Raw genomic sequence first — 19,475 nt, 5'->3', positions numbered from 1 at the left:
GACCGTGGATATCATAATCATCGCCGTATTAGCTCTCTTGGGCTTAGCTTTAGCTTTTGGTTTGCTATTGGGCTTTGCCTCAGTACGCTTCAAAGTTGAAGGTAATCCATTAGTTGATCAAATCGATAGTATTTTGCCACAGACCCAATGTGGTCAGTGTGGTTACCCAGGCTGCCGCCCATATGCTGAGGCGATTGCAGAAGGTGATGCAATCAATAAATGCCCTCCTGGTGGCCAAAGTACAGTCGAAACTTTAGCCGACCTTCTGGATGTTGAAGCGATTCCACTTGAAGGTGGCGCAGAAGAAGAACCAGTAAAAGCGGTAGCTTATATCCGCGAAGATGAATGCATCGGTTGTACTAAATGTATTCAGGCGTGCCCAGTTGATGCCATTTTAGGTGCAGCTAAGCAGATGCACACGGTGATCACATCTGAATGTACCGGTTGTGACCTTTGTGTAGAGCCTTGCCCAGTAGATTGTATTGATATGTTACCAGTTGAAACCACGCTACAAACGTGGAAGTGGGATATGCCTAAGCCGGGTGTTCAACTTATTGCAACGGATCAACGTGGCGAAGTCGTGGAGGGAGGTGCAGCGTGAGTACTAAGCATTCTTTCCACGGTGGTGTACACCCACCAGAAAATAAGCATCAGTCCACAGGCGGTCAGATTCAGATAGCGCCAATTCCTGAACAGCTAGTGGTTCCTTTGTCACAGCATATTGGTGCACCTTCAGAGCTAGTAGTCTCTGTGGGTGACCGAGTACTGAAAGGTCAGGTTATTGCTGAGGCAGCAGGTCGCATTAGTGTTAGTGTTCATGCGCCGAGTTCAGGGGTAGTAGAGGCGATCGAATCTCGCCCTGTACCTCACATGTCCGGTATGTCAGCTCCTTGTGTGGTGATTAAAACCGACGGTTTAGATGAGTGGTGCGACCATAAAGGCCTAGAAGACTATACGTCGATCAATAAACAAGAGTTGATCGATTTTATCCGCTACCACGGTATCAGTGGTATGGGTGGCGCGGGCTTCCCAACCGATGTAAAACTGCATCTGGGTGATGATCACATTGTTAATACGCTGATCATCAATGCGATGGAGTGTGAGCCTTATATTACTGCTGACGATATGTTGATGCGTGAACGCGCAGAAGACATCGTCAAAGGTATTGAGGTTATCGCGCACCTGTTAAAGCCGCATCACATTATGATTGGTACTGAGGACAATAAGCCTCAGGCTATCCGTGCACTCGAACTTGCTGTAGCGGAATCAAATCAAGATATTGATATTGTAGTTGTTCCAACCGTCTATCCATCGGGCGGTGAGAAACAGTTGATAAAACTACTAACAGGTGTCGAAGTACCAAGCGGAAAGATTCCTGCCGATGTCGGTATCGTATGTCAAAACATCGGTACCGCTTCTGCTATCTATGATGCTGTATATAACGGCGTACCTCTGATTTCCCGCGTTGTAACAGTTACGGGTGATGCCTTAGGTCATCCGCATAATATGCGCGCGTTGATTGGTACTCCACTAGAGACGTTGCTAGAAGCTGCTGAGATTCGTCAGTCTGAGCTTTATCGTTTAGTTATTGGCGGTCCAATGATGGGCTATACCGTGGATAGTCAGTCTATCCCGATGATCAAAACCACTAACTGTGTTATTGCAGCAACTTACGATGAGATGCCTCCGGCACCTGCTGCGAACCCTTGTATCCGTTGTGGTATGTGCGAGCAGGTGTGTCCTGCTGAGCTCCTACCACAGCAATTGCATTGGTTTGCAAAAGGTAAAGAGTTTGAAAAGGCTAAGCATCACAACTTGTTTGATTGTATCGAGTGTGGTGCTTGCTCTTATGTTTGCCCAAGTAATATTCCTTTGGTGCAGTACTACCGTTTTGCTAAGTCTGAGATCCGTGCCGAAGAAGCGGAACAACGTAAAGCAGATCATGCTCGTCAGCGCTTTGAAGCTCGCCAAGCGCGTTTGGAGCAAGAGAAAGTAGAGAAAGAACTGCGTCGTAAGCAACGTGCAGAAGAAGCAGCGAAGGCGCAAGCAGTTAAGAAAGACAAACTAGCGTCAGGTAAAACAGCTGAAGCCGCTAAACTATCGGGTGAGCCTGATATTAAAGCGCTGAAAACAGCTGCTGCCGTTTCGCGTACCAAACTGAAGAAAGCTCAGAAAGCTTTAGAAAATGCTGAGTCTAAAGGGTTAGACGGTATTGAGCAGTTACGTCAAACCGTCACTGAGCTTGAAGCGAAAGCTAAGGCCGCACAAGAGGCTTACGATCAGGCGCAAAATCCAGCGAGCGCCCCAGCGCCAGTTGTGGATGTTAAACAGCTTAAAACTAATGCGGCCGTTGCTCGAACCAAGTTGAAGCAAGCTGAAAAAGCGCTAGCCAAAGCCGAAGAATCTGGTGAAGGTGATCTCGAAGCGCTTAAAGCCAAGGTTGCTGAACAGAAAGCTAAAACTGAAGCGGCTCAAACTGCGTATGATCAAGCTGAATCTGGCGGTGCACCAGTGCCGACACAGCCAGCGGTTAATTTAGCTGAGCTAAAAGAGTCGATGGATGCAGCGCAGGGCAAAGTAGAGAAAGCACAAAAAGCTTTGGATGCAGCTATTGCTTCCGGTAGCCCTGCTGTAGAAAAAATGAAAGCGGGTGTAGAAAAGCTTCAAGGTAAGTTTGAAGAAGCTAAAGCGGAATATGATAAAGCCGCTCAAGCGCCAGCATCTGCACCTTTTGCTCCAGTAGCTAATCTAGATGAGCTTAAGGCTGATATGGATGCAATGCAGGCGAAGGTGGATAAAGCGCAAAAAGCCCTAGATGCGGCTATTGCTTCAGATAGCCCTGCTGTAGAAAAAATGAAAGCAGGTGTAGAGAAGCTTCAAGGTAAATACGAAGAAGCTAAGACTGAATATGATAAGGCGGCTCAAGCGCCAACTTCTGCGCCCGTAGCCCCAGAAGTCAACTTAGATGAGCTTAAAGAAGATATGGAGGCTATCAAGGCCAAAGTTGAGAAAGCTCAAGTCGCCTTAGATAAAGCGATTGAATCTGGCAGTCCAGCGGCTGAAAAAATGAAAGCCGGTGTCGAGAAGCTTCAGGGTAAATTCGAAGAAGCTAAAGCTGAATATGATCAAGCAGTTCAGGCTTCAGCAGTTGCTCCTATCGCTCCAGCAGTTAATCTCGATGAGCTTAAAGCGGATATGGATGCAATGCAGGCCAAGGTGGATAAAGCTCAAGCTGCATTAGATAAAGCGATTGAATCAGGAAGTCCGGCCGCTGAGAAGATGCAAGCGGGTGTGGAAAAACTTCGTGGTAAGCATGAAGAGCTTCAGCAGGAATACCTGCAAGCGGGTGGGCAGTTAGAAAAGCCTGCAAAACCAGAGCCCGTTGACCCTAAAGCTTTGAAGCAGAATGTTTCGATTATGCGTACCAAGCTGAAGAAGGCGCAGAATGCTTTAGATGATGCTGAAGACTCAGATAAAACTGAGTTAGAAGCAGAAGTGCAGCGATTAACTAAGTTGCACGATGAAGCAAAAGAAGCCTTTGATGCTTATGAAATTCAGTTGATTGAAAAAGCTGCTAATGAAGGCATCGATCTTAAACAGCTAAAGATTGATGCTGCGATGGCCCGCGCGGCCGTTACCAAAGCGGAAAGAGCGTTAACTAAAGCTCGAGAAGCAAATGTTGATGATCTGCCAACGATGGAAGAGCAGTTAGTAACCGCTCAAAAAGAAGCAGAGAAATTAAACCAGACGTTAAGTCGTTTTAGCGATTAAGGATTTGTTAGCAGATGGCGTTAATACGCACTAGCTCCCCTCATCTACATAAAGCCAGCAGTACGGCTGATGTGATGCGTTTATTGATACTCGCAACCTTACCGGGTTTGGCTGCGATGACGTTCTTTTTTGGTTGGGGCACCTTAATCAATGTTATCTGGGCATGCTTGCTTGCAGTAGGTTTTGAAGCGGCCATTGTTAAACTGCGTAAGCGCCCATTAGGCTTTTATCTTAAAGACTACAGCGCAATCGTTACAGCGTTGCTGTTAGGTCTTGCGTTACCCCCATTTGCGCCTTGGTGGGTGACAATGGTCGGTGTATTCGTAGCTATTGTGATTGCTAAGCACTTGTATGGCGGTCTGGGGCAGAACCCTTTCAACCCAGCAATGGTTGCTTATGCATTGCTGCTGGTTTCGTTCCCCGTGCAGATGACAAGTTGGACAGAGCCTTTTGTACTTAATGGCCCCGAAGGAAGCTGGAATGTACTTGGTTTTGGTCAAACACTTAGTGTTATTTTTGGTTCGGTAGATCCAACTTTAATCGATACATACACTGGTGCAACTCCGTTAGACGCTATGCGCCATAGAGGTGGACTCACGACTGAGGAAGTATGGCGTTCAGTCCCTGTTTTGTCTGACGGCATCGGTGCGTGGCTTGCGGTGAGTGCTGCTTATTTGATGGGCGGTATCTTCTTGATCTATCGTAAAGTGTTTACCATCCATACGCCCGCAGCTGTGTTGGGTTCACTGGCGGTCATCTCGACGTTGTTTTATATCATCGATCCATATTCATTTGCTGACCCGTTTTTCCATTTAACGACAGGTGCAACCATGCTGGGTGCATTCTTTATCGCAACGGATCCAGTAACTTCTGCAACCAGTAATCGTGGCAAAATCTATTTTGGTATCGGTATTGGTGTCTTGGTTTATGTTATTCGCGGATGGGGTGGCTACCCTGATGCAATTGCATTTGCCGTATTGTTAATGAACTTATCAGCACCGTTTATTGATCAGTACACCCAGCCTCGAACTTATGGACACGCTAAAGCTAAGCGCGGCATGAAGGGGGGCTCATAATGCAGCTTTTCAGTGCGATTAAATCGAGTACGGTTGCGATCAGTTTATTTGCTGTTGTCTGTGCTGCGGTAATAGCAATTACTCAAGTCTCTACTCAAGACGCAATTGCTAAAAACGAACGTGAATTTAAAGCAAAAGCTCTATATGAGATTGTTCCTCGCGACACGATCGATAATCAGTTGCTGCAGGATACGTTTGAACTTCAGGTAGCTGAGTTAGGTCATAAAGCGCCGGTAACAGCTTATAGAGCGCGTAAAGAAGGCTTAGTGAAAGCAGTGATCCTGCCGGTTGTTGCGCCAGATGGTTACAGTGGCAATATTAGTTTTATTGTTGGTATTAATGCTGATGGTACTGTTGCTGGCGTACGTGTTTTAGTTCATAAAGAAACGCCAGGCTTAGGTGATAAAGTCGAAACCAAAAAATCTGATTGGATCTACAGTTTCAACGGACGTGCTAAAACAACAGAAAATAATGGTGTGTGGGCGGTCAAAAAAGATGGTGGTCAGTTTGATCAATTTACCGGCGCCACAATTACGCCGCGTGCAATCGTAAACGGGGTAGGTAGAGCACTAGACTATTTCGAAGATAACCGTATTGCTTTGCTAGAAGTTAAGCCTGAACAGCAAGATAACAATCAGGAGGTATCTAACTAATGGCTGCTGATTATAAGAAAATCTCTATGGACGGCTTGTGGGACAATAACCCTGCGTTAGTTCAATTACTTGGGCTGTGTCCGTTACTAGCAGTAACGGGTACTGTGGTAAATGCTATCGGTTTGGGTATTGCTAGTATTCTGGTATTGCTAGGTTCTAACCTCACGGTCTCTGCGTTCCGCAAGTTTGTACCCGATTCTGTTCGTCTACCGATCTTTGTAATGATCATTGCCTCATTTGTTACGGCAATTGAGTTGTTAATGAAGGCATTCACTTACGAGTTATACCTAATCTTAGGTATCTTTATTCCTTTGATTGTAACGAACTGTGCCATCATGGGGCGTGCTGATGCTTTTGCATGTAAAAACCCTGTTAAAGAGTCTTTGTTAGATGGTTTAATGATGGGACTTGGCTTTACCGTGGTATTGGTGATCTTAGGTGCGATGCGGGAATTACTAGGTTTAGGTACGCTATTTAGCGATATGCATCTGCTATTTGGTCCAATGGCAGCTGATTGGAAAATTACTGTTGTTGATGACTATACCGGTTTCCTGTTTGCGGTTTTACCACCTGGTGCCTTTGTTGGCATGGGTTTATTAATAGCGCTGAAAAACATTATTGATGCTCGTGCTAAAGAGCGTTTAGCTCAACAAACGCCAGATGAAGGCGCTAAACCAGAACGTGTACGTATTACTGGCTAACAAAGCTAAAGTATACCTATTCTTTCCTTTCTTTTAGCCTTAGCAGAATTGTTTTCTGCTAAGGCATACATTAGGCTGTTAGCTTACTGTTTTCCTTAGTTATTATTCTTTAGGAAGGATCGTGAGCCAGCCTGTTCCTGTAGTTATTTGTGATGATTCCCGTCTAGCACGTAAACAAATGGCGTCAGCCCTGCGTAGCTGGAATGTTGAAGTTACGTTCGCTGAGCATGGCCTAGAAGGGCTTGAAGCGATTAGAGCAGGTAAAGGCGACATTCTCTTCCTTGATCTGACTATGCCGATTATGGATGGCTATCAGGCATTGGAACGGATACGGCAAGATGACTTACCCACAATGGTGATTGTTGTGTCGGGTGATATTCAGCCCGAGGCGCAATCAAGGGTCGAAGAGCTAGGTGCATTGGCTTTTATCAAAAAGCCCACATCCCCAGAAGTAATTTCCGACGTTCTACAGCGGTTTGGCTTGTTGAGCGAACTGGAACATCCTGTAATTGTCGAAGAGCAGATCGACACACCTTTAGCTTTGCCTGACTATTACCAAGAGATTGCTAATGTCGCCATGGGGCAAGCTGGAAGTATGTTAGGCACTTTATTGAATACATTTGTCCATCTGCCTATTCCTGTGGTCAAAATGATTAACGCGACTGATCTGGCTAATCAGCTTAAGGTGGCCTCAGATAACCAGCATGAGCTAATTAGTCAGGGTTTTATTGGCGGGGATGTAGCAGGTGAAGCATTGTTATTGATGCAAACCGGAAATTTAGAGCGTGTAGCAAGATTGATGGGGATGACAGAGAATGGAGAGTATTCTGAATCTGATCTATTAATGTCGCTAGCTAATGCGTTGATCGGTGCTTTTATATCTGGGTTTGCACAACAGTTGGACCTCTCTTTTAGTAGAGCGACCCCAAGTATACTGCACGATAGTGATAGGGTTTGTGATCAAGTGGGATCTTTAGATCAAACAATGATTATATCTATTGATTACCAGCTGCCGGAATATGATTTTCAATGTGAGCTTATTTTGGCATTTACCCCAGATTCTTTACCGGCATTACAAAAGATTGCGAGTTATTTTGAATGAATAGTCAGAATTTCCAAGAGATCGATGAACTGCATTGGACTTTAGGGCTGATTCAAAACCTTGAAGTAGGTTTGGTTGTTGTAGATCGCGCTGGTCTCATCAAACTGTGGAATGGCTTTATGGAAAACCATTCCGGCATATCTGCCGTGAAGCTAACAGAGCATTCTATTTTTGCTAAATTTCCAGAGCTTCCTTGTCGATGGTTAAAGCAAAAATTGGAATCAGTTTTTTTGTTAAGAAACCCTGCGTATATATCTTGGGAACAGCGACCTTACCTTTTTCATTTTAAGAGCAATCGTCCGATTACGGGCAGTGCTCCATTCATGTATCAAAACGTCACCTTGATTCCGCTAACTTCTCCAACAGGAGAGGTTGATCATGTAGGGATCTTGATTTACGACGTTACGGATACAGCAACTGGCCAGATTGAATTGCAACAGGCTAACGATCAGTTAAAAGCGTTAAGTCGAGAAGATCGATTAACGGGTCTGAATAATCGAGGCTATTGGGAAGAATGCCTTAATCAAGAATTTGAGCGCTTCAATCGTAGTCAGGAAGTCTGTAGCTTAGTGATGTTTGATATTGATCATTTTAAAAGGGTAAATGATACATACGGGCACCAAGCTGGCGATGAAATCATTCGAGCAGTGGCGCAAGCACTAAAAGAACAGGCACGTAAAACCGATTTTCTTGGACGTTACGGTGGTGAAGAATTTGGTGCAATTTTGACGGGTACAAATGGCGAAAATGCGATGATCTTTGCTGAACGGCTGCGTTCACGTATTGAGGCCTTAGTTGTTCCTTATGCTGAGCACGAATTAAAGGTGACTATTAGCTTGGGTGTGTCGGAGTTAACTTATGAACAACAGACGCCTTTAGAATGGTTGGAACAAGCTGACCAAGCGCTTTACAAATCTAAACAGAGTGGTCGTAATTGGGTTAGCCTTTATGGCGATTACAACTAAAGCACTTCTATATATCTAGTCATGAATAAGCAAAAAAGACACGAAATCTTCACGCGTTGGCGTGATGATAACCCTCACCCTACGACAGAACTTGAATATAGCTCTCCGTTCGAATTACTGATAGCAGTTATTCTTTCTGCTCAGGCTACTGATGTCGGTGTGAACAAAGCGACTCGTAAACTTTATCCTATTGCGAATACTCCAGAGGCGATCTACGCACTTGGTGTAGATGGTTTGAAGGAATATATTAAAACCATCGGTTTGTTTAACACCAAAGCTGAGAATGTGATTAAGACCTGCAAAGCACTGGTCGACAAACATGGATCGGAAGTGCCTGATAATCGTGCTGATCTTGAAGCGCTTCCTGGCGTAGGGCGAAAAACTGCAAATGTAGTTTTAAATACCGCGTTTGGTCAGCCTGCAATGGCTGTAGATACCCATATTTTCCGCGTTTCAAATCGTACTAAAATCGCCCCTGGTAAAAACGTTAATGAAGTTGAACAGAAGCTTATGCGTTTTGTTCCGAAAGAGTTTTTGATTGACGCCCATCATTGGCTCATTTTACATGGCCGTTATACCTGCGTTGCCCGAAAGCCCAAATGCGGTTCCTGTCTAATTGAAGACTTATGCGAGTATAAAGAAAAGACTGATTTCTAACGGGCTTTTCTTTTTATTATTTGCTTTTATTCAATCAATATAAGTAGCCCTCTTTGCTTGGCCTACTATCTATCTCTAGCTATAGGACGATGTATGACATTGTTCTAATTGCGTATGAAATTGATTCCATTAAATAGTAATTTTCGTGATTAAATATCGCACAGCTGTTCTCTTGTGGCTTTTTGTAACGACTATACTGTTTGAATAGCAAATATAAAAATTTTGTTTGCGTATTAAAAATATAAAAGGTCTTTAGATAATGCCTTTAAAAACAGTTGGTTAACCTAGATGGTTTTTTCTTCTTTCTGATGAAAGTAAAAGGTGTTGTTTAAAAGAATGCATTGGAAGAAATAGTATAGATGGAGGCTCATTATGTGGTCTCAAAAAAAATTGATAGCTATTGCTATCAGCAGTGTCTTTGCTGCAGGGCAAGCTCAAGCGGCAGCTTACCCTAAAAACAATAACCCAGATGAGCCTGATTCTGTAGAAGATTGGGGACCATGGGCCCTACCATTCGCAACAGCGGCTGGAGGCCCTGTAGGTGGAGGAATCGCACTTGCTTTCGCTGCTGGTGCTGGAGATGAATTTGTTCTTCCAGATGATGGGTTAGCATTAAATGAACCGACGGATACCTCCCCTCCAGTAAATATTCCTCCTGATAGTGAACCACCTGGACCTGGACCTGGCCCTGGCCCTGGCCCTGGACCTGGACCTGGACCTGGACCTGGACCTGGACCTGGACCCGGCCCTGGACCCGGCCCTGGACCTGGACCTGGACCTGGACCTGGACCTGGACCTGGACCTGGACCTGGACCTGGACCTGGACCTGGACCTGGACCTGGACCTGGACCTGGACCTGGCCCTGGCCCTGGACCTGGCCCCGGCCCTGGACCTGGACCTGGACCTGGCCCTGGACCTGGACCTGGCCCTGGACCCGGCCCTGGACCTGGCCCTGGACCTGGACCTGGACCTGGACCTGGACCCGGCCCTGGGCCAGTACCAACAGTTAGTGGTTACTCAAGCCATTATTTGGGTAGTGACAATGTTGATTGTGTTCGACCAAGCGAATCAGGATGTATTCATGGTCAAGGGCAAGGCCGTTTGAAAAATGCTACAGATGTGTCGGATCCTAGATTAGGGACATTTACAATCCTTCTAGGGGAAGGTGACGCGGATGATTTATTGGCTGCTATTCAATCTTTCACTGTAAATCCAGATGGAGCTGATGAGATAGTTTCTATGGAGTTTATTGAGCCTCCAGAAGTTGGTGATGATGGCACTTTACTTGTCAGAATCATGGGGGAAGAAGAAGGAGAAATAAGTACCTTAGTCGTGCCTGCAGAATATGGTATTTTCACTCAAGGTGAGGATGACCAAGTTTATATGTTCCAGGGAACATGGCGAGATGGTTCGTTTACGCTCAATCCCCCACCAGGGAATTCACCTAAAGATCCAACATACGTGCTTGATGGTGCTTTGGGAACATTTGTCTACGGTATTGGAACTACGTTAGATCAGTACAATAATTACGTTGATGGATTAGGTGAAAATGTAACGGCTACTTATACCGGAGCTACTGGGTTCGGGGCTAGTGTACAGTTGGAAATCGATTTCTCTAATGGCGGTAGCTGGGAAGGAGTATTCAACGGTGGTGCAGATGGCGCTCTACAGTTTGGACCTAGTGGTGCTGTGATAGGCGAGTTAGGTTTTACCGCAAGTGGGTATATTGATGAGACAACACTTATATCTGATACTATATCCGCCGGTGACCTTAATGTGAAAATAAAAGGGGTTGATTACGAACGTAATATCTATGGCTCAGTTGAGGCTACTTTCTATGGGTCTGAAGCACAAGGGGTAGGCGGCAGTGCTGATATTACGAAGGAGTTTTATAATAAAGACGGAAGTAGCTTTGATGCGAAGCATGTCACAACATTTGCTGCTGAACGTGAATAGTAGTACAGCAGTTTAATTCACATAACTATAATATGTTTAGGTTTTAAAAGGGCGCAGAGCGCCCTTTTTTAATATATGCATGTTATTGATCAAGTTCGTAATGGGCTAGCATACAGGTGCAATGTTCCCCTTGTAATGGGACAGGGCTAAAAGGAAGTAACCGCTTACTTTCGTACATAAGTAGTTGGCCTGAGACAAGTGAAACCTTGTGCGATCGATAAAAATGATCTTCAATGATTATTGGCCAGGGGCGCTCAATTTTTTGGTGTAAATTTAAAAGGATGCTAATCGCGCCTAATTCTGTCCGCCCATATTTTGTTGTAGAGCCTTCTGAATAAATATTTATTTCATCAATTACTAAAGGTTTTAGTAAACATCCACTCCAAGCTTCAGCTAGAGGTTGCAGCGTTTTATGTATTTCGTGTTGAAGTTCAGGAGGTATTTCAATTGTGTCAGGAGATATTTCTTGATGATTTTCCGTTAATTTTGTTTGGACTTTTTCTAAATCAGAGCTTCGATAATTGGTATAGAATCGTAATAGATAACGGAATAATTTTGACGGAATAGATTTTTTCAAAAAGCCTGTTTGTGTATGAGGTCTTATATATTCATGTTTAAGTCTATATTGAATATTTCCTGTTCCTCTAGTTCTGAACCATTTGGTAATTATAGCTTTATATCCTTTGATAACAGGCATACCGTGGTGAACAGTAGAGGGGTTGGGAAAGCCCTCAGGAGTTAAGTTATTCCAGATAATTGCCTTACCTTGTTCTGGTGTGAAACAGTGATTTAATTTCGGGAAATTAGTGCCTCCTCCTTCTTGAACAGTGTTTAGATAAATCATAAAAGTCCAAGTGCGTTGTCCTGTATTTCGAGCATATTGTTCAAACTCGTTGCAATCTTGTTCAAAATAATCTGTATGTTCCCTAAACTCTTCTCCTACGTTGTACCATTGTCCTTGTATCCCTTCAGAAAAAGCAGGAGAAATATCTAGCATTTTAGATATTCTTCGATCAATTTCTTGAACAAAAGGGGAATTAAGTAAGGCTAAATCACTAGAATGACTTGTGCGGTGGTTTTTATATTTCTCGATATCATTGGTGGTTGTTGAAGGCCTTTGGTAATTACGCATAAGCTCTATTAGTTGAAGGCATTCATCCGCATTTAGAAAGTCTTTTACTGAATAAATCTCTATATCATCATCGCCTTCATACCTTGCTCTTGGAATGTATGGAGGGTGATAACTTCCTCCATTCAATGCATAGATGACAGCTTCAGTTACTTGTCTTTTAGGAAAGCCTTCGTCACAGAGGACTTCGATCATTTTTTCTGGGTCACAGTTTTTGGAACGGTTTTCATATATCCAATTTTGCCATTCGGTTGGTATAACAGGGTCGCCCATTGCCTATAACCTATTTGATCCAGATGAATATATTCAGAGTAGCAGTTGCAAGAGTTAATAGCGTAAAAAGAAAGTGTTGAGTTATACATAAAATCTGTGGATAACTTTCTTAATAAGTTTTGGGTAGCTGGCTGTAAGTACCATAGGCGCGGAGTTTGCGTTAGTTGTTGTAAAATTATTCACTCTTTAAAATGCTTATTTTTCAATTGGTTAATTTCCACTTGATTCTTCAGCAAAAAGAGCTAGCAGATTCTGTCCACATAGTTTTTACGTAGATTTTTATTGTGTGTAATCATTGTTTTAATTTATGTAGAAAGGGAAAATAAAGCTTAGGTATTATTGGATCTATAGCGTATGTAGGTACTTACATTGGGGCTTTCTATAGCCGTCTTGTGTTTGAATGCTTGTCTGGTTTTAAGAATCTCATGGGGAAAATGTAATGCTTAGGTTATGTGTTTAGAGTGAGAGAGAGTTTTTGAAGGATAAAGAGAGCAATTGGTATGTGTATATTTTGAGGTGTGCGGATGAAACCCTATACACAGGTATCACGACAGATCTTGAACGTCGCATTCGCCAGCATAATGGCGAGCTGGTGGGCGGGGCTAAATACACAAGGGTACGCAGGCCAGTATCACTTTATTGGCAAGAGGAACATATTGATCGTGCTAGTGCGTCTAAGCGCGAATACGAAATCAAACGTCTGTCACGTCAGAAAAAAGAACGTTTAGCTGAAGGGTAGTTTGAATAAAATAAAAAAATTGCCGGCAGTGATTACCGGCAATTGGGGAAAATCATAATCAGGCCCTCTCGAACTGTAGATCCTGCCAACCGCTGTGGGGTAGGGTTGGTAGGCACCCTAAAATTCACCTGATTATGATCGAAGAGGTTGTCCTGCATTAGGGAGTAAGGAAAGTACTCGCTTTATAGGTGTAGAAGGTCTCGTTTCTGAAATTAAACTGGATCTGCGTGCTTTTATCTAAATTGTCTGGTACTGCACATACTTGATAAATCTTGATCGCATTTTGTTTATTTAATTCAATCTTTGCATGACCTTTAAGTTTGAACTGCTGATCGCTATCCACACCTTGAACGCTAACAGACAGCTGTTTCAAATCAGGCAAGAAGGATTCCAACTCGATTTGGTAACTATTGCAGACCTCATTACCTACCACTTGGTAAAGCTGACCACGTTCCCTAGCTACTTCAATTAACAACTCTGTGCGGTTATGCATACCGTAAACAACACCCCATACGGTAATAATCAGAATGGTCATATAAGCAATCAATCTTGGGCGCAGGATTGGTTGTTTCGGCGGTGCTTCTTTCGGTGTATTCGTCTCAATAGCTTGTAGCTGTTTTTCAGAATAAAACTCAATGAGTCCAGTTGGTCGACCTAACTTAGTCATGACGTTATCACAGGCATCAATACAGGCACCGCAATCGATACATGCGGCTTGTAACCCATCACGAATGTCTATTCCAGTAGGACAAACCTGAACGCAGATACCGCAGTCGATACAATCGCCAGGATTTTCCTCTTTACCGCGTAGGTGAGTACGAGGCTCTCCGCGTAGCGGGTTATAAGCGACGGTACGTGTATCCTCGTCAAACATCACTCCTTGGAAGCGGGAGTATGGGCACATATGCAAACATACTTTTTCGCGGACAAGCCCCGCATTGAAGTAAGTGAGCAGTGCCATGGAGATAATCCACGTAAATACAAAGAGCGAAGCTTCCAAGCTGAAGATCGATTGCAGTAGCTGCTCTATAGGTACGAAATAGCCGCTAAACGTAATCGCTGTAGCGACTGAAACGAGGAGCCAAAGGCCATGTTTCAGAACGCGTCGAACCAGTCGAACGCCTGTCAGGGATTTCTCTTCAGATTTTGATCGTAGCGCGGCGCGCCCTTCGGTCCAATCTTCGATGCGGATAAAGATCCAAGTCCAGATTGATTGAGGGCAGGCAAAGCCACACCAGATACGCCCCCAGCCGACGGCCATAAAAAACAACAGGCTGGCCCCAGCAATCAATAAACCCGCTAATACCGGTAGGTCGTACCAAGAAAATTCTGCACCAAAAAGGAAAATACGGTGGCTTTCAAAGTCAAATAAAACCAGTGGATCACCATTAATACGAACCCATACAAGTCCAAAGAAGAGTGCCAGCATTGGCCAGCTGGTGAAGCGCCTAAGGTTTTGATAGAAGCCTTCGACTAGACGAACATGAAATTTTCCGTTGCCGGGAAGAGGGGGAGCTTCCTGAATCATAGTGATAGGAATCTCACTGTTACCTTGTTGTTGCATGTTGTGCTCACTTTGCTCATCGGTGATTGTGAACAACTGTACAGGAATGCAAATTATAGGGGCAGGTTTAAAAAAAATAATTATAATAGGTACAGATTGTGGAGGGACTATGGATTTTCTGTACCAAAATTTAGAGCAGACGTTAGCCGATTCGATTAAAAATGGCGATCTTCCTGCGGGGAGCAAACTACCCTCGATCCGCGTTCAGTGTGAACAACAAGGCTTATCTAAAGCAACGGTGATTCATGCTTACCAGCGCTTGGAAGCAGCGGGTTTGATCGAGTCTCGTTTTAAATCAGGGTTTTATGTCTGTAGTTTGCCTAAAGCCCATCCTACACCCTCTCGTCCTGAACTCTCCGTAGCCCCTCAGCTTGTCGATATGAGTGATCTTATTCGCGACATTATGGAGCGTAATGCTGCTTTCGATATCTTTCCCCAAGAGCAAGGCTATATGGATATGCCGGTGGGTATTACTGAGCTGAATCGCAGTATTGGCAGAGCGTTACGCCGACAGAAATGTAATGACCACCAATATTATGATGAGCCATCTGGCTTATTGGAGTTAAGAGAGCATCTCTCGGAACGTTACCGTCGGACTGGTTGTCATTTTAGTGCCGCAGACGTCACTATTACCGCGGGCTGTCAGCATGCGCTTTCGTTGGCTTTGCAATTGAGCTGTGAAGCTGGAGACATTGTTGCGGTTGAATCACCAGGCTTTTATGGCGTGCTACAACTTATCGAGAGCATGGGATTAAAAGTGCTGGAGATTCCTGTTTCAGCCCATACTGGGATGTCGACAGAGGCGCTGGAACAGGCGTTAGAAGAGTGGGAGATTAAAGCCTGCATAGTGACGCCATCATTTGCGACACCGAGTGGGGCTTTGATGTCGGTCTCTGCGCGTAAGCACCTTTTAGCCTTGGCGAGTAAACATGATTTTATCGTGGTTGAGGATGATATATACGGCGACTTAGCCTTTGGTCAGAGGGTCCCCCCATTAAAAAGTATGGACCGTGAAAATCGTGTCATCCTGTGCGGTTCATACTCCAAGTCAGTTTCTAGAGAACTGCGTTTAGGTTGGATCATTGCAGCTGAGCAAAAGCAGTTGATGCGACTTAAAATGGTAAACCTTCTCGCCCTAAATAAATTTACTCAACAAGGTTTGGTCGATTTCCTCAAAGAGGGGGCTTATGAGAAACATCTGAAAAAGCAAAAGATGTTGTTGCAGCAGCAGAGGGATCAGCTGATTCAGTTACTCTCTCAAGAGTGGGGCGAATTGGGTGTGATTAGAGTGAGCCAGCCGCAAGGTGGTTTGACCTTATGGGTAGAATTAGAAGACAGCTACGATCTGACTTCGGTGTATTTGAAAGCCCGAAGTGAAGGCATATTAATCACCCCAGGTAATTTGTTTACAGCGCAAAACCAGTATCGTAATTGTTTACGTTTAAGTTTTGCTCATGCTTGGAATGAGGCTCGTCGTGGTGCTTTGATTCGTTTAGCTTGCTTAATTAAAGAGACTCAAACGAATTAGAATACCGAGTAAACGGTCATGGATTTGAGCGGAGTAACTATAGTATATTGTTATGTTATAACAATTTTAACTGTGTCGATGGTTTAGAGATGATTTTAAATAAAGCTTTTCGTTTAGCGGCGGTATCTACAGCCGTGTTAGCAAGTTCTGTTATGGCTGAAAGCCATCAACATGAAGCTCATGTTCATGGAATTGCCGAGCTAAATTTTGTTATTGAAGGTAACGTTGCGGAGATGGAACTACGTTCCCCTCTAATGAACATTGCCGGTTTTGAGCACGAAGCGGTAAGTGCTGAAGACAAACAAAAAATTAAGAGTGCCACTAAGCAGCTAAAAGATGCTTATGCTCGCGTTAAATTTCCAGACGATGCGCTATGTATTGTTGATGACGCTAAAGTAACGATCGGTGAAGAGGAAGATGAGCACGCACATCATGACCATGCAGTTCATCATGATAAGCACCACGGTTATAAAGATGACCATCACAAGCATGATGATCACCATGACCATTCTGATCACCACGATCATAAACATGAAGACCATCATGGCCACGATAAGCACCACGATCACGCAGATCATCATGACCATGAAAAGCATCATGATCACGGTGAAGAAACGCATCGCAACATTACAGCGCATTATCACTTCCAGTGTGTTAACCCTGCAAAAATAAATGCAGTAACATTAGATTTCTTTAGCCATTTCCCTCACATGGAAACTGTGAAAGTAAACGTGCTAAATGGTGCCGATATCCGCTCTGTGGAACTCACGCCTAAGCAGAGGGTCTTAGAGCTTTAATTAAGGAATCAAAATGCCAAGCGCTGTTGAAATTGATGCCTTAACTTTTAGATGGAACCGTCATTCTCACGGGATCACGGTTCCTTATTTTGAGTTAAAGCAGGCCGAAAGTGTCTTTATTAAAGGCTCTTCAGGAAGTGGTAAGAGTACATTGCTCAATCTATTGGGCGGTATGATTGCTCCATCTTCTGGTTCTATCAAAATACTAGAGCAAGATGTAGGTGCCTTTTCTTCTCGGAAGATGGATCGTTTTCGTGCTGACCATATCGGTTTTATATTTCAGCAATTTAATCTGTTACCTCATCTCGATCTTATCGACAATGTCGCGTTGCCTTGCCATTTCTCTGCTTCTCGCAAAACGAGAGCTGAAGAAAAATACGGTAGTGTTACTAAAGGGGCTGAGTATCTTCTGCGGGAATTAGGTTTGGGGGATAGCCTAACTGCAGGGCGAAAGGTACTCGCGCTTTCCACTGGTCAGCAGCAACGTGTGGCTGTGGCTAGGGCGATGCTTGGCTCACCTGAGCTAATTATTGCGGATGAACCCACCTCGGCTTTAGACACTGAACATAGAGATATGTTTATGCAGCTTTTATGTAAGCAGTGTGAATCGGTTGGGGCTGCCTTGATGATGGTAAGTCATGATCCAAACTTAGAGCAGTACTTCTCGAGGGTTGAACGATTAGTTCCTAGTACTGATGGGGGCTTCACGTTGTGATCTTATTTCGTTTAACTTGGCAGAGCTTACTTAATCGTAAGAGTACTATCCTATTGACTGTCTTGTCGCTCAGCGTAAGTATCATGCTGGTTATGGCGGTAGACACGCTGAGGACTCAAACTAAAAGCAGTTTCTCCTCCACTGTATCTGGTACCGACCTGATTGTTGGGGCTAAGGGTGGTTCCATCAACTTATTGCTCTATTCGGTGTTCCGCTTAGGCGATGCTACCAATAATCTCTCGTGGAGTAGCTATCAGGCGATTAGTCGTCATTCAAAGGTTGCTTGGAGCATTCCTTTTTCATTGGGTGATTCCCATCGTGGTTACCCAGTATTAGGAACTTCATCTGATTACTTTAAGTACTTTCGTTACGGCAAAAAACAACCTTTAGCTTTGGAGCAAGGCAAAGAGTTTGAAGGAGTGTTTGATGTTGTCATTGGCTCCGATGTAGCGGAAAAATTGCAATACAAGTTAGGCGATTCTGTTGTGATCGCTCATGGTCGCGGTAATGCCTCTCTGGTCGAACATGATGATAAGCCTTTTAAGGTCGTAGGCATTCTTGAGCCTACAGGGACCCCCGTAGATCAAACATTACATGTGAGTTTAGCGGCTATAGAAGCGATACATATCGATTGGAAAGCAGGGGTTCAGATACCTGGATCGAGCGGGGTTTACACGGAAGAGCAACTAAGCGAGCTAGAGCCAAAGCAGATCACGGCGTTTATGCTCGGGCTAACATCCCGCTTTTCTACTTTCCACCTGCAAAGATCCATCAACCAATACTCAAAAGAACCATTACAAGCGATTATTCCGGGGTTGGCCTTACAGTCCTTATGGCAGATGTTCTCTTTGGCCGAACAAGCATTACTGGTGGTGTCTGGTCTCGTGATCATATCCAGCATGCTAGGTTTGATGACCTTGCTGTTAGCCAGCCTTAATGAGCGACGCAGGGAGATAGCGATTCTTCGTTCGGTTGGTGCGCGTCTCTGGCAAATATTATCTTTACTAATTTTGGAATCTTTTCTCGTTACAGCGATCAGTATTATATTGGGCATGCTCTTGTTGTACTTAAACTTGCTATTATTAGCACCTTGGCTCCAGACAGAATTTGGTGTTTGGTTAAGTATTACTGGGCCTACCTTATGGCAATGGCAGCTCATTGCTGTGTTATTGGTATCTGGCACAGTGGTTGGTGCTGTACCTGGATATCGAGCGTACAAACAATCCCTAGCGGATGGTGTAGCAGTTAAAATTTAGTGGAGAGTGTAATGCTCAGTGGGCGATTCCCCGTTTGGCTATTTAGCCTAATTTTGTTGGCGTTAAGTAATGTTGCTGCGGCAAATATGCTAAATGGTGAAAAAGTAGAAGAGGTTGAGTGGGAACAGTTAATGCCAGCGGACTTCTCGTTAGATGAGCTTTTGGGCATCACTGATGAGATGGCCATGATCGATGATTTTGATCCCAAAGCGCAGGAGTTGTTGGATCAAATGATGGCTGCAATGCAGTCTGCTCCAGTCGTTCCTGAGGTCGACGGGAAAATGATCAGGATTCCTGGTTATGTTGTGCCTCTAGAATCTGAAGGCCAAACCGTAACGACCTTCTTTTTGGTGCCTTATTTTGGAGCCTGTATCCATGTTCCACCGCCACCGTCGAACCAAATTATTCACGTCAATTTTGAACCGGGTACTCATGTCGAAAACCTTTATGATGCCGTTTGGGTAACAGGGCGTATTAACACTGAGACCGTCAGCAATGATATGGCGACCTCCGGTTATATTATGGAAGCTTTCCAGATCGAGCCTTACGATCTTTAATATTGGTCTTACCAATTGACAAAAAATATTAGGAAT

Annotated in this window: 18 protein-coding genes; 16 read left to right on the top strand and 2 right to left on the bottom strand. The window is 44.2% G+C overall.

Annotated features, from left to right (window positions below; genetic code table 11):
* Positions 1 to 4 precede the first annotated feature (4 nt).
* The 10 genes from rsxB to ACMXYS_RS13000 all read left to right on the top strand — a co-directional run bounded on the left by rsxB (position 5) and on the right by ACMXYS_RS13000 (position 10,881).
* Entirely contained in the window at positions 5 to 601 is a 597-nt protein-coding gene (gene rsxB / locus ACMXYS_RS13045; protein ID WP_415882089.1) for an electron transport complex subunit RsxB, read from the top strand.
* Positions 598 to 3,771 (top strand): electron transport complex subunit RsxC, encoded by a 3,174-nt coding sequence (rsxC, locus tag ACMXYS_RS13040; protein ID WP_415896792.1) that lies wholly within the window; start codon positions 598 to 600, stop codon positions 3,769 to 3,771. The genes rsxB and rsxC overlap by 4 nt, the downstream gene beginning before the upstream one ends.
* A 14-nt stretch (positions 3,772 to 3,785) precedes the next feature.
* Complete coding sequence (rsxD, locus tag ACMXYS_RS13035; protein WP_415882087.1) at positions 3,786 to 4,847, top strand: electron transport complex subunit RsxD; 1,062 nt, start codon at positions 3,786 to 3,788, stop codon at positions 4,845 to 4,847.
* Positions 4,847 to 5,500, top strand: coding sequence for an electron transport complex subunit RsxG (gene rsxG / locus ACMXYS_RS13030; protein WP_415882086.1), 654 nt, complete (start codon positions 4,847 to 4,849; stop codon positions 5,498 to 5,500). The genes rsxD and rsxG overlap by 1 nt, the downstream gene beginning before the upstream one ends.
* Complete coding sequence (locus ACMXYS_RS13025; protein ID WP_415882085.1) at positions 5,500 to 6,201, top strand: electron transport complex subunit E; 702 nt, start codon at positions 5,500 to 5,502, stop codon at positions 6,199 to 6,201. The genes rsxG and ACMXYS_RS13025 overlap by 1 nt, the downstream gene beginning before the upstream one ends.
* Positions 6,202 to 6,322: 121 nt before the next feature.
* Positions 6,323 to 7,303 (top strand): response regulator, encoded by a 981-nt coding sequence (locus ACMXYS_RS13020; RefSeq protein WP_415896791.1) that lies wholly within the window; start codon positions 6,323 to 6,325, stop codon positions 7,301 to 7,303.
* Positions 7,300 to 8,268: a GGDEF domain-containing protein gene (locus ACMXYS_RS13015; protein WP_415896790.1), complete on the top strand. Its 969-nt coding sequence runs from the start codon at positions 7,300 to 7,302 to the stop codon at positions 8,266 to 8,268. The genes ACMXYS_RS13020 and ACMXYS_RS13015 overlap by 4 nt, the downstream gene beginning before the upstream one ends.
* 21 nt (positions 8,269 to 8,289) lie before the next feature.
* On the top strand, positions 8,290 to 8,925 hold the full coding sequence (gene nth, locus ACMXYS_RS13010; RefSeq protein ID WP_415882079.1) for an endonuclease III: 636 nt from the start codon (positions 8,290 to 8,292) through the stop codon (positions 8,923 to 8,925).
* Positions 8,926 to 9,586: 661 nt separating this feature from the next.
* Positions 9,587 to 10,030, top strand: a complete 444-nt coding sequence (locus ACMXYS_RS13005; protein ID WP_415896789.1) for a hypothetical protein — start codon at positions 9,587 to 9,589, stop codon at positions 10,028 to 10,030.
* 14 nt (positions 10,031 to 10,044) lie between these two features.
* Positions 10,045 to 10,881: a hypothetical protein gene (locus ACMXYS_RS13000; protein WP_415896788.1), complete on the top strand. Its 837-nt coding sequence runs from the start codon at positions 10,045 to 10,047 to the stop codon at positions 10,879 to 10,881.
* A gap of 82 nt (positions 10,882 to 10,963) precedes the next feature.
* On the opposite strand, the gene ACMXYS_RS12995 is transcribed toward ACMXYS_RS13000, so the two are convergent.
* Entirely contained in the window at positions 10,964 to 12,283 is a 1,320-nt protein-coding gene (locus tag ACMXYS_RS12995; protein ID WP_415896787.1) for a prolyl hydroxylase family protein, read from the bottom strand.
* Positions 12,284 to 12,785: 502 nt separating this feature from the next.
* On the opposite strand from ACMXYS_RS12995, the gene ACMXYS_RS12990 reads away from it, so the two are divergent.
* A complete protein-coding gene (locus ACMXYS_RS12990; protein WP_415896786.1) occupies positions 12,786 to 13,022 on the top strand; it encodes a GIY-YIG nuclease family protein in 237 nt (78 codons plus the stop codon).
* A 157-nt stretch (positions 13,023 to 13,179) separates the two neighbouring features.
* On the opposite strand, the gene ccoG is transcribed toward ACMXYS_RS12990, so the two are convergent.
* On the bottom strand, positions 13,180 to 14,586 hold the full coding sequence (ccoG, locus tag ACMXYS_RS12985) for a cytochrome c oxidase accessory protein CcoG (RefSeq protein WP_415896785.1): 1,407 nt from the start codon (positions 14,584 to 14,586) through the stop codon (positions 13,180 to 13,182).
* Positions 14,587 to 14,695: 109 nt separating this feature from the next.
* On the opposite strand from ccoG, the gene ACMXYS_RS12980 reads away from it, so the two are divergent.
* The 5 genes from ACMXYS_RS12980 to ACMXYS_RS12960 all read left to right on the top strand — a co-directional run bounded on the left by ACMXYS_RS12980 (position 14,696) and on the right by ACMXYS_RS12960 (position 19,439).
* Complete coding sequence (locus ACMXYS_RS12980; protein WP_415896784.1) at positions 14,696 to 16,114, top strand: PLP-dependent aminotransferase family protein; 1,419 nt, start codon at positions 14,696 to 14,698, stop codon at positions 16,112 to 16,114.
* Positions 16,115 to 16,203: 89 nt separating this feature from the next.
* Complete coding sequence (locus ACMXYS_RS12975; protein ID WP_415882073.1) at positions 16,204 to 16,911, top strand: ZrgA family zinc uptake protein; 708 nt, start codon at positions 16,204 to 16,206, stop codon at positions 16,909 to 16,911.
* A gap of 13 nt (positions 16,912 to 16,924) precedes the next feature.
* Positions 16,925 to 17,626, top strand: a complete 702-nt coding sequence (locus ACMXYS_RS12970; protein WP_415896783.1) for an ABC transporter ATP-binding protein — start codon at positions 16,925 to 16,927, stop codon at positions 17,624 to 17,626.
* Complete coding sequence (locus ACMXYS_RS12965; protein ID WP_415896782.1) at positions 17,623 to 18,882, top strand: ABC transporter permease; 1,260 nt, start codon at positions 17,623 to 17,625, stop codon at positions 18,880 to 18,882. Before ACMXYS_RS12970 ends, ACMXYS_RS12965 begins: the two co-directional genes overlap by 4 nt.
* Positions 18,883 to 18,893: 11 nt before the next feature.
* Positions 18,894 to 19,439 carry a DUF3299 domain-containing protein gene (locus ACMXYS_RS12960; RefSeq protein ID WP_415896781.1) on the top strand — a complete coding sequence of 182 codons (546 nt, stop codon included), beginning with the start codon at positions 18,894 to 18,896 and terminating at the stop codon, positions 19,437 to 19,439.
* The last annotated feature ends 36 nt before the right edge of the window (positions 19,440 to 19,475 follow it).

The sequence above is a fragment of the Neptuniibacter sp. QD57_21 genome (assembly GCF_047778075.1).
Classification (GTDB): Bacteria; Pseudomonadota; Gammaproteobacteria; order Pseudomonadales; family Balneatricaceae; genus Neptuniibacter.
This window is presented reverse-complemented; position numbering and strand designations above follow the sequence as displayed.